The organism is Pseudomonas sp. Marseille-Q5299 (genome assembly GCF_943737035.1).
Classification (GTDB): domain Bacteria; phylum Pseudomonadota; class Gammaproteobacteria; order Pseudomonadales; family Pseudomonadaceae; genus Aquipseudomonas; species Aquipseudomonas putida_E.
The window spans coordinates 378,692-392,627 of the sequence record NZ_CALSFR010000002.1; the positions used below are offsets into that span (position 1 = coordinate 378,692).

Genomic DNA, 13,936 nt, shown 5'->3' on the forward strand with positions numbered 1-13,936 from the left:
GTATCAGCGCGAACGGTCGAAGCCGAACAGCTTCGCCGGGTTGAGTCTCAGCACCTGGGCACGCTCGCCCGCATCGGGGAGCAGCGCTTCGAAGAAGGCATACTGATCGGCGTAGCTGGTCTGGCGTTCGAACTGGGTATTGGGCCAGTCGCTCCCCCACAGCAAGCGCTCCAGGCCACCCGCCGCTTGCCGTATCTGCGCCAGAAGTACCTGCGCTTTGGCCAGATCGGTCTGGCTGCGATACCCGGCAGACAGCTTCAGCCACAGCTTCGGTTCGCTGAGCAGGTGAAGGAAAGTGCGGTGGCTGTCCTTTCGCGGGTCGATCCCTTCGCCAGGCAGACCAAAATGATCGACCACCACATCCACGCCACAGGCGAGGATCGCCGGCACGATCAATGCCAGGTCATCGAAACCACGCTGGATTTCCACCTGCCAGCCGCGCGCAGCCAGGCGTTTGAACAATGCGGTCCACTCGGGCCCGGCATAGTCTGCCAGGTGCTTGCCGATCAGGTTCAGGCGGATGCCGACCACGCCAACGTCAGCCAGCGCATCCAGCTGCTGATCGCTGACCGTCGCATCGACGACCGCCACAGCGCGCAGGCGCTCTGGAAAGCGGCGCAGGGCCTGGACCATGAAGCTGTTGTCGGTGCCCAGGAAACTGGGCTGGATCAGTACGCCATGGGACAGGCCATGCTGATCCAGGTGAGCAAGGTACTGCTCGATCAGCGCATCGTAGTCCGGGCTGTAGCGACGGTTGGCCACCATCGGCAGGTCTTGGCGAAAGATATGGGCATGGGTATCGACGCCGGTGATGGCGGGCAGATAGGGGTTGGTCATGAAGCGAACCCTGGTCGATTGTTATGGCAGCTGAAGCGCTGTGTTTTTATACAAACATGCAGTCATATATATGAATATATGACCATATCTTCAGTCGACCGACTCTGTCAATCGAGCCCCGGGTGGTAAAGTAGCGCCAACTCGTCAGCCATGGACCCTTCGCACAATGAGTAACGGGATTCTCGGACAAGACCCCCGCCTACCGCTTTATCAGCAAGTACGGGAAGAAATCCTCGCCAGGATCGCCGCCGGGCAATGGCTACCGGGTGCACCGATACCTACTGAAACGGAGCTGACCCGCCTCTACGGTGTCGCCATCGGCACTGTGCGCAAGGCGGTCGACACCTTGGTCAATGAAGGCCTGCTGTTGCGCAGCCAGGGCCGCGGCACCTTCGTGCGGCGCCCTGACTTCGAGGGTTCACTGTTTCGGTTTTTCCGACAGGTGGATTCGACCGGCCAGCGCCTGGTGCCGATCAGCCGCATACTGGACAAGCAGTTGCGCGAGCCGCCGGCTGAAGTCAGCAAAGCCCTTGGGCTGGGCGACGCAGAACAGGTCATCTGGCTCGAGCGCCTGCGCCTGGTAGATGGCCGCCCGCTGTTTCATGAGCAGATCTGGCTACCGGCTGCGCGTTTCATGGCCCTGCTGGATATCGATGCAGAGGCCTTCGGCGACCTGCTCTACCCTTTCTACGAGTCCCACTGTGGCCAGTGCGTAGCCTCGGCCAAGGAAACACTGACAGTCGGTACTGCCGATGCCGCCAGTGCCCGCCACCTGGCAATCGAGGAAGGTGCGCCCGTGGTGATAATCCAGCGCACGGCCCTGGGTTACGACCGCAACCCGCTGGAGTACCGCGTGTCCCAGGCAGCAGCAGAAGGCTTCCGCTACCAGATCGACATTTCCTGAGGCGATGGCGGGCATTGCCGGGCACCGGCACAGGCTGATGTGCCCGGCCCTGCGACGACACGCCACTGCGACCATCGTCGGCGCTGACGAACCTGTGCCTGCGTGCCAGACTGACTGATCGGGACCGCGTTACTTTTTTTGCTCCGGAGTCTTCATGTCGTTGTCCAGCGGGCTGATCGCCCTGGTCGCCCTGGCCTACATGGCCGTCATGTTCGCCATCGCCTTCTACGGCGACCGCCGCAGCACACCATTGCCGCCGCGGCTGCGCGCCTGGGTGTACAGCCTGTCACTGGCGGTGTACTGCACCAGCTGGACTTTCTTCGGTGCGGTCGGCCAGGCGGCCGAGCAGCTTTGGGCGTTCCTGCCGATCTACCTGGGCCCGATCCTGCTGCTGATCTTCGCACCCTGGGTGCTGCAGAAGATGGTGCTGATCAGCAAGCAGCAGAACATCACCTCGATCGCCGACTTCATCGCTGCGCGCTACGGCAAGTCGCAGACCCTGGCCGTAGTGGTGGCGCTGATCTGCCTGGTCGGGGTGCTGCCCTACATCGCCTTGCAGCTCAAAGGCATCGTGCTCGGTGTCAACCTGCTGATCGGCGCGAATGCCGACGCCACCGGCACCCGTGTGCAGGACACCGCGCTGGTGGTGTCGCTGGTACTGGCGCTGTTCGCCATCGTTTTTGGCACGCGCAGCCTTGACGTGACCGAACACCACCGCGGCATGGTCCTGGCCATCGCGTTCGAGTCGCTGATCAAGCTGCTGGCCTTTCTCGCCGTCGGCGTGTTCGTGGTGTTCAACCTGTACGACGGGTTTGACGACCTGTTCACCCAGGCACGCCAGTCGGTGCTGCTGGACAGCTACTGGCAGGAGACGATCAACTGGCCATCGATGGTGGTGCAGACCGCCGTGGCGATGATGGCGATCATCTGCCTGCCCCGGCAGTTCCACGTGACCGTGGTGGAGAACATCGAGCCACAGGACATGCGCCTGGCGCGCTGGGTGTTCCCGATGTACCTGGCCCTGGCCGCACTGTTCGTGGTGCCCATTGCCTTGGCCGGGCAAATGCTGCTGCCAAGTACGGTGATTTCCGATTCCTTCGTGATCAGCCTGCCGTTGGCCGAAGCGCACCCGAGCCTGGCCTTGCTGGCCTTCATCGGCGGTGCCTCGGCCGCCACCGGCATGGTCATCGTCGAGGCCGTGGCGTTGTCGACCATGGTCTCCAACGACATGCTGCTGCCGTGGCTATTGCGCCGCAATAACGCAGAGCGGCCTTTCGAGGTGTTCCGCCACTGGATGCTGTCGGTGCGCCGGGTGACCATCGTGGTCATCCTGCTGCTGGCCTATGTCAGCTATCGCCTGCTTGGCTCTACCGCAAGCCTTGCAACCATCGGCCAGATTGCCTTCGCCGCGGTGACCCAACTCACTCCAGCCATGCTCGGTGCGCTGTACTGGAAGCAAGCCAACCGCCGTGGCGTGTTCGCCGGCCTCGCTGCGGGTATCTTCCTGTGGTTCTACACCTTGGTGCTGCCGATCGCCGCCCACAGCCTGGGCTGGTCGCTGCAGCTGTTCCCTGGCCTGGCGTGGCTGCACGGCAACCCGCTGGGCCTGCCGATCACGCCGCTCACCCAGGGCGTGGTGCTGTCACTGGCGGGCAACTTCACGTTGTTCGCCTGGGTCTCGATGCTGTCACGCACGCGCGTGTCGGAGCACTGGCAGGCCGGGCGCTTCATCGGCCAGCAGACCAGTGCCCGCCCCAACGGCAAACCGCTGCTGGCGGTGCAGATCGATGACCTGCTGACGCTGGCCTCACGCTTTGTCGGTGAGGAACGTGCCCGGCAAAGCTTCATCCGCTTTGCCTATCGCCAGGGCAAAGGCTTCAACCCCAACCAGAACGCTGACGGCGACTGGATCGAACACACCGAGCGCCTGCTCGCCGGGGTGCTCGGCAGCTCCTCGACCCGCGCAGTGGTCAAAGCGGCCATCGAAGGCCGGGACATGCAGCTTGAAGACGTCGTGCGAATCGCCGACGAAGCCAGCGAAGTGCTGCAGTTCAACCGCGCGCTGCTGCAAGGCGCCATCGAGAACATCAACCAGGGCATCAGTGTGGTCGACCAGAACCTGCACCTGGTGGCCTGGAACCGCCGCTACCTGGAGCTGTTCAACTACCCCGACGGCTTGATCAGCGTCGGCCGTCCGATCGCCGACATCATCCGTTACAACGCCGAACGCGGCCTGTGCGGCCCGGGCGAGGCACAGGTGCATGTGGCGCGGCGCCTGCACTGGATGCGCCAAGGCCGTGCGCATTCGTCCGAGCGGCTGTTCCCCAATGGCCGGGTGATCGAACTGATCGGCAACCCGATGCCCGGGGGCGGCTTTGTGATGAGCTTCACCGACATCACCCCGTTCCGCGAGGCCGAACAGGCGTTGCGCGATGCCAACGAGCGCCTTGAACAGCGGGTGGCCGAACGCACCCACGAGCTGTCGCAACTCAACCAGGCCCTGTCGGAGGCCAAAAGCCAGGCCGAAGCGGTCAGCAAGTCCAAGACCCGCTTCCTGGCAGCGGTCAGCCATGACCTGATGCAACCGCTCAACGCCGCGCGCCTGTTCTCCGCCGCCTTGTCGCAGCAGGCCGAGGGCATGAACGACGAGGCCCAACAGTTGGTGCAGCACATGGACAGCTCGCTGCGTTCGGCCGAAGAGCTGATCAGCGACCTGCTGGATATCTCGCGCCTGGAAAACGGCAAGATCACCCCCGACATCAAGCCGTTCGCCCTGAATGAGCTGTTCGATACGCTGGGTGCCGAGTTCAAGGTCCTGGCCGCCGAGAAGGGGCTGGAGTTCCGCTTGCGCGGTAGCCGCCTGCGGATCGACAGTGACATGAGGCTGCTACGCCGGGTGCTGCAGAACTTCCTTACCAACGCCCTGCGCTACGGCAAGAGCCCGATCCTGCTGGGCGCCCGGCGCCAGGGCGAACGGCTGTGGCTGGAGGTGTGGGACCGCGGCCCAGGCATCGCCGACGACAAGCTGCAGGTGATCTTCCAGGAATTCAAGCGCCTGGACAGCCACCAGACCCGCGCCGAAAAGGGCCTGGGGCTGGGCCTGGCGATTGCCGATGGCCTGTGCCGGGTGCTCGGCCACACGCTGCAGGTGCGCTCATGGCCGGGCAAAGGCACCGTGTTCCGCGTCAACGTACCGATCGCCCGCCAGGCCGTAGCCGCGCCGAGCGCACCGGTGGAGCAAGCCAGCCAGCCGCTGGCCGGGCTGCAAGTGCTGTGCATCGACAACGAAGACAGCATCCTGATCGGCATGAACAGCCTGCTCAGCCGCTGGGGCTGCCAGGTGTGGACAGCGCGCAACCGCGCCGACTGCGAGGCGTTGCTGGCGCAGGGCATGCGCCCGCACCTGGCGCTGGTGGACTATCACCTGGATGACGGCGAAACCGGAACCGGGCTGATGGGCTGGCTACGCGCCCGCCTGGGCGAGCCGGTGCCTGGGGTGGTGATCAGCGCCGACGGCAGCAAGGAAACCTTGGCCACGGTGCATGCCGCAGGCCTCGATTACCTGGCCAAGCCGGTCAAGCCGGCGGCCTTGCGCGCGCTGCTCAATCGCCATCTGAGCCTGGTTCAGTAACCGCCTCGTCCGGCAACGTTTCATCCGTCAGTGCCCGCTCCAGCAAGTCGGCCGGCAGGCTCTTGCTGGCACGGGCGCCGAGCAGCTTGAGCTGCTCACTGCGGCTGACCAGGTTGCCACGCCCTTCACAGAGTTTGTTGCGCGCAGCGGCATAGGCCTTGTCGACCTGCTGCAGGCGATTGCCCAGCTCGTCAAGGTCCTGGATGAACAGCACGAACTTGTCATACAGCCAACCGGCGCGTTCGGCGATCTCGCGGGCATTCTGCCCCTGGCGTTCTTGCTTCCATAAGCTGTCGATGACCCTCAGGGTAGCGAGCAAAGTGGTCGGGCTGACGATCACGATCTGCCGGTCGAAGGCCTCCTGGAACAGGTTCGGCTCGGCCTGCAGGGCTGCCGAGAACGCGGCCTCGATGGGCACGAACAACAGCACGAAATCCAGGCTGTGCAGGCCTTCCAGGCGGCTGTAGTCCTTGCTCGACAGCCCTTTCACGTGGCTGCGCAGCGACTGTACGTGCTGCTTCAGCGCGCTTTCATCATTGCTGCTGACAAACTGCTGGTAGGCAGTGAGGCTGACCTTGGCATCGACCACCACCTGCTTGTCACCCGGCAACATGATCAATACGTCTGGCTGGAAGCGTTCACCATCGGCGCTCTTGAGGCTGACCTGGGTCTGGTACTCGCGGCCTTTTTCCAGCCCGGCATGCTCCAGCACACGCTCGAGAATCAACTCACCCCAGTTGCCCTGGGTTTTCTGGCCCTTGAGCGCCTGGGTAAGGTTGGTGGCTTCGTCGGACAGGCGCAGGTTGAGTTGCTGCAGGCGTTCCAGTTCCTTGCCCAGGGAAAAACGCTCACGGGCTTCCTGCTGGTAGCTCTCCTCGACACGCTTTTCGAAGGCCTGGATGCGCTCCTTGAGCGGGTCGAGCAACTGGCCCAAGTGCTGCTGGCTGGTCTGTGCGAAACGCTGCTCGCGTTCGTCGAAGATTTTCGTGGCCAGGTCGGCGAACTGCGCACGCAGGGTATCGCGGGCTTCCTGCAGGTCTTCAAGGCGCTGCTGATGGCTGTCCTGCTGCTCACGCAGCTCAGCTTCCAGGCGTGCTGCCTGGGCCTCCAGGCGACGCTGTTCGGCTTCCCGGTTGACGCGTTCGAGGTGCCAGGCGTGGGCAGCGTCTCGGGCATTGTCGCGGTCAATCTGCAGCAGCTCGAGTTCGCGGCCCTGGGCGGCCAGTTGGGCCTGCTTGAGCGTGTTGGCTTCGCTGAGGTCACTGACCTCGTCCCGGCTGGCATCCAGTTGCGCCTGCAGGCCGGCCTGGGCCAGCAGGGCGCCATTGAGGCGTTCTTCGAGCAAGGCCCGCTCGCTTTGGCGGGCAGCCTGACGGCGCTGCACCTGCATGACCCAAACCAGGCAAGGCAAGGCGCCTGCCACCAAGCCCAGCACAATGCTGGTCAGATCCACTGCCATGCTTACCCCGAACAAGTCTGTCGCAAATGAGATGCAGCTTAACAGTCCGTTTGTTCCTGCGCCTGCCCCGGCTCACTGGCCTGGCAGAGCCGCGCGTACTCCAGTTGCGCAAGGCGGTCGCCGGCCCGCGCCGCCTGGCGCAGCAGTTCATGACCGATGCGCCTGTCACGGGAATTGCCGCAGTCGCGGCAGAGCATCTGCCCCAACCGGCTCTGGGCCACTACCACGCCCTCGCGAGCCGGCTGTTTGAGCAGGCGTCCGGCCAAGTGCTTGACCTGCGGCTTTTCGCCCAGGCGCGGGTTGTCCAGCAGCCATAGGGCCACTTTCAGTGAAAAGCGTTTGGACGAAGGGGCTGATGAAGTGACAGCGGGTTCGGTGGGGGATTTACCGCGAAATTTCATGACAAACAGAGAAGGCAATTCGAAAGGCGCGCCACTCTACCCTTTTTTTCATATCGTGACCTGAGGATTTTCTGCGCCCGGAAAAAAATTTCGATGATCTTTTCTTGACGTTTCCAAGTGGATGGCCGGCGGATCTGCAGCTGCCTGATGATTGTCGGACAGTTCTGTAATTTGCTGGCACTCCCGTCCTAGAGCAAGCGCTCGGGACAATCCACAGTTCCTGTGGATAACTCGGTGGACAACCCCCCAAACCACCCCGCAAACCCGCGTGAAACGGGGCTTTCAGTCAAACTGACGATTTTTTCACCAGCTAAAAATAGTGTTTTTTTTCATTGACTTAAGGTAGCAGTCAAGGCATTGGCAGGCTTGGCGGGGGGTGTTGTCGAGCTGTTACAAGTCACGCCTCGAATGTGAACAAGTGCACCGAAAACCTGCATTTGAATGCACGAACTTGGTACATCCAGCCGGTTGTGCGCCATTTGCCCCCTCTTCACACAACGCAAAAGAAACGCCATACTGCTCGGCTTACCTTGAGACCTGTGACAAAGCTTGCAAAGCACCTCAGCTTCCGGTAAGGTGCCCCTCGTTAGTACCAAGCTGAAAGTCAATTCTGGCCAGAAACGTCCTTGCAGGCCTGCTCCCCCCAAGAGCAACACTGCTGAAACCAGGACCGGCCCTTTCGATGATTCACTCACCAGCCTTGCGCTGTTCAGCACGAATCACGTGACAGATTGATCAGGATTCCATACCGATGGCCTAGAACCTTGGCCCCGGCATGCTGCCTGCCCTCTGAAGTACCTACCAGTCAGCCCAAGCGCCCACCTTATGATTGCGCCCCCTCTGGCTGCCCTGTTCCAGTCAGGTTCGTTCGTCCCTTAATAAAGGCGTCACTGGAACGTTTCTATCATGCACGGATCATAATCCCCGTGTTTAAAGCAGGAACATCCAACAATATGCAAACTCATCATCAAATTCAGGCTGCCATTGGCACCCTTTCCCAGGCCTTCTCGCCGTTGAAGTGCCTTATCACTGCCCCACGCAAGGGCAACTTCAGCTTCACCCTGGTGGACGAGCACGGCGTTGCCTGCCACACCGAACGCCTGTACCCAGAACAGTACAGCCGCTCGGAACCGCTGCAGGCCGTCATTGCCCGGACGCGCCAGTCGCTCACTGCGTGAGCGGCGAATACCGTAGCATTCAGCTGTTGAATGCAGTAAACGGTAAGCTACCTGATCGTTCTTGGCCTAATTGCCGCAGGGCATATAGCGCCGAACGTCAGGCAGCAATCGATTTAAAAACAGCCCTTTACACCACGATTATCACACTACACTTCAACTCGAGCGGTCCTTGCCGCTTCCGGCGGGCCTGATCACTCACCAGCTGCCAAGCTCCCACGCCCGTCGGCCCCTTACTGCTCGAGGGCATCATGGGTATTGCGGCGAATGAATTGTGTCAGTATGTGATTCGACCAACCTTGGTCTACCTCAATCGTCATTGCGCCAGTGCCGAAGCCCTTTTGCTGGGCATCGCGGCCAGCCAGTCGGCACTCGGTTCGGCGTTGCATGATCGCCGCGGCCACGGCCTGTACCGTATTGGCGAGCATCGCCATCGGGCGGTCTGGGACGATTTTCTCGCCCGTGACCCTGAGCTGGCCAGCCTGGTTCGCGGCCTGGCGAGCCAGCATGCCTTCCTGGGCGGCCCGCACCTGGAACTGGCAGTCAACCTGCGCTACTCCACCGCCATTGCCTGGATGCTCATCGAAGCACAAGCAACGCCCCTGCCTGCCGTTGACGACCTGCTAGGCCAGGCGCGAATCTGGCGCCAGATTTTTCACCCCCAAGGTCGTCTGCGCGACTTCACCCAGGCCTGGCATCTGTGTATTGCTCAGAAATTGCCACAGGCATCTTAAGAAACGTCCTACAGCATTGCCGGAAAAAATGGAATTTTGGTCGGATTGTCCTACAAAACCGCTCTATCTCCTGCGATACAGGCTATGGCGCGGCGCGTGAATTGTTGGTAGCTTTTCGCCCCGGAGATCCCAAGGAGTTTCTAATAATGAAAAAAGTAATGCTCAAAACCTCCCTCGGCTTGGCCGTGGCTTTCGCTTCCAGCCATCTGTTCGCTGCCGGCTTCGCCCTCAACGAACAGAGCATCAGCAGCATGGGGACAGGTTTCGCGGGACGTTCTTCTTCTGCCGAAGATGCCAGTACCGTGTTTGGCAACCCGGCAGGCATGTCACGCCTCAAGCGCGAACAATTCACCGTGGGCGGCGCAGCCGTCATCGCCAAAACCGATATCTCGGGCCCTGGAAGCAACCTCGGGGGGGAAACCGATGGTGACATGGTGCCTGTGGTCGGCGTGCCGATGGGTTACTACGTCAAACCTATCGATGATCACTGGAGCGTCGGTTTCGGCGTTTATGTACCTTTTGGCCTGGTAACCGACTACGGTAGCGACGATGCCGCGCGCTATTGGGGTAAAAAGAGCCACGTCGAAGTCATCACCTTCCAGCCCACCGTCAGCTACGCCTTCAACGATAAAGTCTCGATTGGTTTCGGCCCGACCATCAACCGCATCAAGGGCGAACTGGGCTCGAGCTTGATCAACCCGTTCACCCCGGGCAGCAACGACGGTGAAGTGAAGATCAAGGGCGACGATACCGCCATCGGTTACAACATCGGTATCCTGGTGCAGGCCACCGACCGTACCCGCGTAGGCCTGACCTATCACTCCATGGTCGACTACAAGCTCGAAGGCAAGACCCGTGTCAGCACACCACTGATCGGCCCCTTCAACGGCGACAAGTTCGACGCCAGCCTGAAGATCAAGACACCGGAATCGGTCGACCTTTCGGTCACCCATGAGCTCGACGACCAATGGACCCTCTACGCGGGCAGCACCTGGACCCGCTGGAGCCGTCTGGAAGACATCACCGTGCAGAACGATGTTCCGGCACCGCTGGCAGGTTCGGCGTTCGAGACCATCAGCGAAGAGCAGAACTGGCATGACACCTGGGCCCACGCCATTGGCGCGTCCTACAAGGTGAACAAGGAGTGGGTGCTGCGCACCGGCTTTACCGTCGACCAGTCGCCAACCAACAACCACGACCGTTCACCGCGCATCCCGACCGGCGACCGCAAGGTGTTCAGCCTGGGTGCGGGCTGGAGCCCGAACGACGACATGACCATCGATGTTGCCTACTCCTACCTGTGGGAGGAAGACACCAAGGTCAACCAGGTCAGCGCCAGCAAAGGCAGCTACCAGGCCAAGTACGAGAACAGCGCTCACGGTGTGGGTGCCTCCCTCACCTACCGCTTCTGATACGTACGGCTGTGTGAACGCCGCCCTTGTGGCTGATGCCAGTCAGTTAGCTTTATCAGGGCTGCTACGCAGCCCATCGCCGGCAAGCCAGCTCCCACAGGGGCCGCGCAGCTCTTGAGGCCTGCGCGGTACCTGTGGGAGCTGGCTTGCCGGCCATGGCTGCAAATCACAAGGACAGCAAAAACAAGAGCGCGGGGTTATGGCTGCGATGCAATCGCCTTTTCGATCGCCGCCTTGAACTCAGGATCATCCGGCTTGGTCAGGCTGGAGAAGTTGGCAATCACCTTGCCCTTGCGATCAACCACGTACTTGTAGAAATTCCACTTCGGAGCACTGCTCTGCTCCGCCAGCCCCACGAACAGCGGGATCGCATCTTTGCCCCGTACCGACTGGGTCTTGGTCATGGTGAACGTCACGCCATAATTGGCATAACAGACCTTGGCCGTCTTCTCGCTGTCGGCGTCTTCCTGCTTGAAATCGTTGGATGGCACACCGAGCATTTCCAACCCCTGCTCGTTGTACTCCTTGTAGGTACTCTCGAGCCCCTCGAACTGCGGCGCAAACCCGCAATAACTGGCCGTGTTGATCACCACCAACGGCTTGCCGCCAAAACGCTGGCAAAGGTCGACCTGACCCTTGCCACGCAACTCCGGCAGGCTGCCCTGCAGCAATGCCGGGCAATCCGCCGCCCCGGCAGAACCGGCAGCGAACATAGCCAGCAACGGCATCATCAACCCATATGCACGCATCAAAAGACTCCCCTGCAAAACGATCCTCGAACTTGCAGAGTAGCGCTTAACAAACGCCCATGCCCAGTTGCATGAGGGCCATGCCGCCCCGATGCCAGCCCCACCACGCCAGCACCAGCAGCAGTGCGGCCCCCAAGGCCAGCAACCCGCAAGCCAGGTAGCGGTTCATGCCGCCTGAGCCTGCAGACGGGCGACCGGGCGTTCACTCACCGGCCAGTTGAGCGCCGCAGCCAGCAGACTGAGCAGAATCGAGATCTGCCAGACCAGGTCGTAGTTGCCGGTACGGTCATACACCACACCACCCAGCCAGCCGCCGAGGAAGGCACCCAACTGATGGAACAGGAAGACGATGCCACCCAGCATCGACAGGTTACGCACACCGAACACAGTGGCCACGGTGCCGTTGGTCAACGGTACGGTCGATAGCCACAGCAAGCCCATGGCAATGCCGAACAGATAGGCGCTGAACTGGGTCACCGGTGCCCAGAGGAACAGCACGATCACCACCGCGCGCAACAGGTACAGCGCCGTGAGCAGGCGCGGCTTGGACATGCGCCCACCCAGCCAGCCCGCCGTGTAGGTGCCTACGATGTTGAACAGCCCGACCAGCGCCAGCACGGTAGTACCGGTGGTTGCCGCCAGGTGCTGGTCGACCAGATAGGCCGGCAAGTGAACGCCGATGAACACCACCTGGAAGCCGCAGACGAAAAAGCCCAGCGCCAGCAGCCAGAAACCCGAGTGCGAGCAGGCTTCATGCAACGCCTGGCCAAGCGTCTGTTCGCCACCGTAGGCAGGCAACGGGCGGTCACGCAGCAGCCCGACAAAGGGCACGATCAATGCCACCAGCAGGCCAAGCACCAGCAGCGCTGCAGACCAGCCCAGCCACTCGATGAGGCCCAGCGTGCCGGGCAGCATGGCAAATTGACCGAACGAGCCTGCTGCGCTGGCAATGCCCATGGCCATGCTGCGTTTTTCAGCCGGTACCGCCCGGCCGACCACGCCCAGAATGACCGAGAACGAGGTGCCGGACAGGCCGATACCAATCAGCAGGCCGGCACTGAGTGACAGCGACCAGGCCGAGTCGGCCGTACTCATCAGCAGCAAACCGGCGGCATACAAAATGCCGCCGATGATGACCACCCGCGCCGCGCCCAAGCGGTCGGCCAACGCGCCGGCAAACGGCTGCGCCAAGCCCCAGATCAGGTTCTGCAGGGCGATGGCGAATGCGAAAACCTCACGGCCCCAACCAAAATCGGCGCTCATCGGCGCCAGGAACAAGCCGAAGCCGTGCCGGACACCAAGGGACAACGCCAAGATCAACGCCGCCCCCGCCAGTACCCACCCGCTGGTTCGCCAAACCGAAGTCATTGTCGTTATCTCCAGCACATCGCAAGGTTATGCGGGTATATACCCGCTTATGATCGTATGAATCAGGCCAGTTGGCCCAGCAAACGCACCAATTCGTCACGCTGCCCTTCGCCCAGTTGATCCACCAGCAGCCGCTGCGCGTGTTCCCAGGCAGGGTATGCCGCTTGCAAGCGCTCAGCACCCGCCGCAGTCAATAACACCACGCGGTTGCGCTGGTCGTCACCGTCGGCCAAGGCCACCAAGCCTTCGGCCTCCAACACTCGCACGTTGCGGCCCAGGGTGCTGCGCTCCAGGCCCATGGCTTCAGCCAAGGCAGTGATACTAGGACGGTCGAGGCGCTGCAGATGGCGCAGCAGGGAAAACTGGGCGACATTAATGCCAAAACCAACGAGGGCTTCGTCGTAATGCCGGCTCACCCCGCGGGCGGCACGACGCAGGTGCGTGCAGATGCATTCACTGGTCAACATGATTACGTGTATATACCCGCACTATGGATGTTGCAAGAAGTTTCAATTGTGCCAAGCAGCCACTCAAGTCGCTAACGCCAGCCCCAACACCACGGTGAGCTCCAGCAACTCCAGCATCGCCCCGGCAGTATCGCCGGTTGTCCCGCCTAACCGCTGACACATCAATCGTCGCAACCACCAGAACACGCCAAGCGCCAGCGCCATCGGCCAGATCGCGCTCCAGCCGCCCAACACCAGGCACAGCAGCAGACTGCCCAGCAGCACCCAGCCAGCAGCCTGGCGCGGCAGGTGCTCGGCCAGCGCCTGCCCAAGCCCGCCTGGGCGCACGTACGGCGTGCGCAGGAACAGCCCCAGCATCGCAGCCCGCCCGATCACAGGTGCCAGCACCAGCAGCGCACCGGCGCCGCGCTCGACAAGTACCCAAAGCGCACAGAACTTCAGCAACAACACCAGCACCAGGGTGACCACGGCAATCGGCCCGCTGTGCGGATCCTTCATGATCTTGAGCGTGCGCTCGCGATCGCCGAACCCACCCAGCCACGCGTCAGCACTGTCTGCCAGGCCGTCCAGGTGCAGCGCACCGCTGAGCAATATCCACAGCGTCAACAGCAACGCCGCGTGCAAAGGCGCCGGCGCGCCTTGCAACAGATGGCTGGCAAGCCACAGCAGCAGACCGAACAGCAAACCGACCAGCGGATAGCACAGCAGCGAGCGCCCCACCTCACGTGGTTCGGGCATACCGGGCAAGCTTACCGGCAGGCTGCTGAGAAACTGCAGGGCAATCCATAAAGGCAGCATC

At 62.0% G+C, this 13,936-nt stretch carries 12 protein-coding genes and 1 pseudogene; 5 read left to right on the top strand and 8 right to left on the bottom strand.

Annotation, left to right across the window (positions count from 1 at the left end):
• Window positions 1-3 precede the first annotated feature (3 nt).
• Window positions 4-837 carry an amidohydrolase family protein gene (locus NGJ21_RS06175; protein WP_119688415.1) on the bottom strand — a complete coding sequence of 278 codons (834 nt, stop codon included), beginning with the start codon at window positions 835-837 and terminating at the stop codon, window positions 4-6.
• 166 nt (window positions 838-1,003) lie between these two features.
• Here NGJ21_RS06175 and NGJ21_RS06180 point away from each other — a divergent pair, with 166 nt between their 5' ends.
• Entirely contained in the window at window positions 1,004-1,741 is a 738-nt protein-coding gene (locus tag NGJ21_RS06180) for a GntR family transcriptional regulator (protein ID WP_046787429.1), read from the top strand.
• A 154-nt stretch (window positions 1,742-1,895) separates the two neighbouring features.
• Complete coding sequence (locus NGJ21_RS06185; RefSeq protein ID WP_251961952.1) at window positions 1,896-5,372, top strand: hybrid sensor histidine kinase/response regulator; 3,477 nt, start codon at window positions 1,896-1,898, stop codon at window positions 5,370-5,372.
• Here the strand turns inward: NGJ21_RS06185 and NGJ21_RS06190 are convergent.
• Together NGJ21_RS06190 and NGJ21_RS06195 are read right to left on the bottom strand one after the other, a co-directional pair.
• Entirely contained in the window at window positions 5,344-6,717 is a 1,374-nt protein-coding gene (locus NGJ21_RS06190; protein ID WP_182445335.1) for a DNA recombination protein RmuC, read from the bottom strand. The two genes, NGJ21_RS06185 and NGJ21_RS06190, sit on opposite strands and share 29 nt — an antisense overlap.
• Before the next feature lie 170 nt (window positions 6,718-6,887).
• Window positions 6,888-7,232 (bottom strand): annotated as a pseudogene (locus tag NGJ21_RS06195) (sel1 repeat family protein); the annotation flags it as partial.
• A gap of 953 nt (window positions 7,233-8,185) precedes the next feature.
• Here NGJ21_RS06195 and NGJ21_RS06200 point away from each other — a divergent pair.
• From NGJ21_RS06200 to NGJ21_RS06210, 3 genes are all read left to right on the top strand, one after another.
• Entirely contained in the window at window positions 8,186-8,410 is a 225-nt protein-coding gene (locus NGJ21_RS06200) for a hypothetical protein (protein ID WP_012313162.1), read from the top strand.
• A gap of 248 nt (window positions 8,411-8,658) precedes the next feature.
• Window positions 8,659-9,141, top strand: a complete 483-nt coding sequence (locus tag NGJ21_RS06205; RefSeq protein ID WP_012313161.1) for a hypothetical protein — start codon at window positions 8,659-8,661, stop codon at window positions 9,139-9,141.
• Between the two features lie 146 nt (window positions 9,142-9,287).
• Entirely contained in the window at window positions 9,288-10,553 is a 1,266-nt protein-coding gene (locus NGJ21_RS06210; RefSeq protein WP_115272967.1) for an OmpP1/FadL family transporter, read from the top strand.
• A gap of 197 nt (window positions 10,554-10,750) precedes the next feature.
• Here NGJ21_RS06210 and NGJ21_RS06215 read toward each other — a convergent pair whose 3' ends face one another.
• From NGJ21_RS06215 to NGJ21_RS06230, 5 genes are all read right to left on the bottom strand, one after another.
• On the bottom strand, window positions 10,751-11,302 hold the full coding sequence (locus tag NGJ21_RS06215; protein WP_161871344.1) for a glutathione peroxidase: 552 nt from the start codon (window positions 11,300-11,302) through the stop codon (window positions 10,751-10,753).
• A gap of 46 nt (window positions 11,303-11,348) precedes the next feature.
• Window positions 11,349-11,471, bottom strand: a complete 123-nt coding sequence (locus NGJ21_RS25870; RefSeq protein ID WP_256345742.1) for a hypothetical protein — start codon at window positions 11,469-11,471, stop codon at window positions 11,349-11,351.
• Window positions 11,468-12,670 carry an MFS transporter gene (locus tag NGJ21_RS06220; protein WP_046787435.1) on the bottom strand — a complete coding sequence of 401 codons (1,203 nt, stop codon included), beginning with the start codon at window positions 12,668-12,670 and terminating at the stop codon, window positions 11,468-11,470. Before NGJ21_RS06220 ends, NGJ21_RS25870 begins: the two co-directional genes overlap by 4 nt.
• 62 nt (window positions 12,671-12,732) lie before the next feature.
• Complete coding sequence (locus NGJ21_RS06225) at window positions 12,733-13,137, bottom strand: MarR family winged helix-turn-helix transcriptional regulator (protein WP_119688408.1); 405 nt, start codon at window positions 13,135-13,137, stop codon at window positions 12,733-12,735.
• A gap of 63 nt (window positions 13,138-13,200) precedes the next feature.
• A complete protein-coding gene (locus NGJ21_RS06230; protein ID WP_251961953.1) occupies window positions 13,201-13,935 on the bottom strand; it encodes an adenosylcobinamide-GDP ribazoletransferase in 735 nt (244 codons plus the stop codon).
• Window position 13,936: the final 1 nt, after the last annotated feature.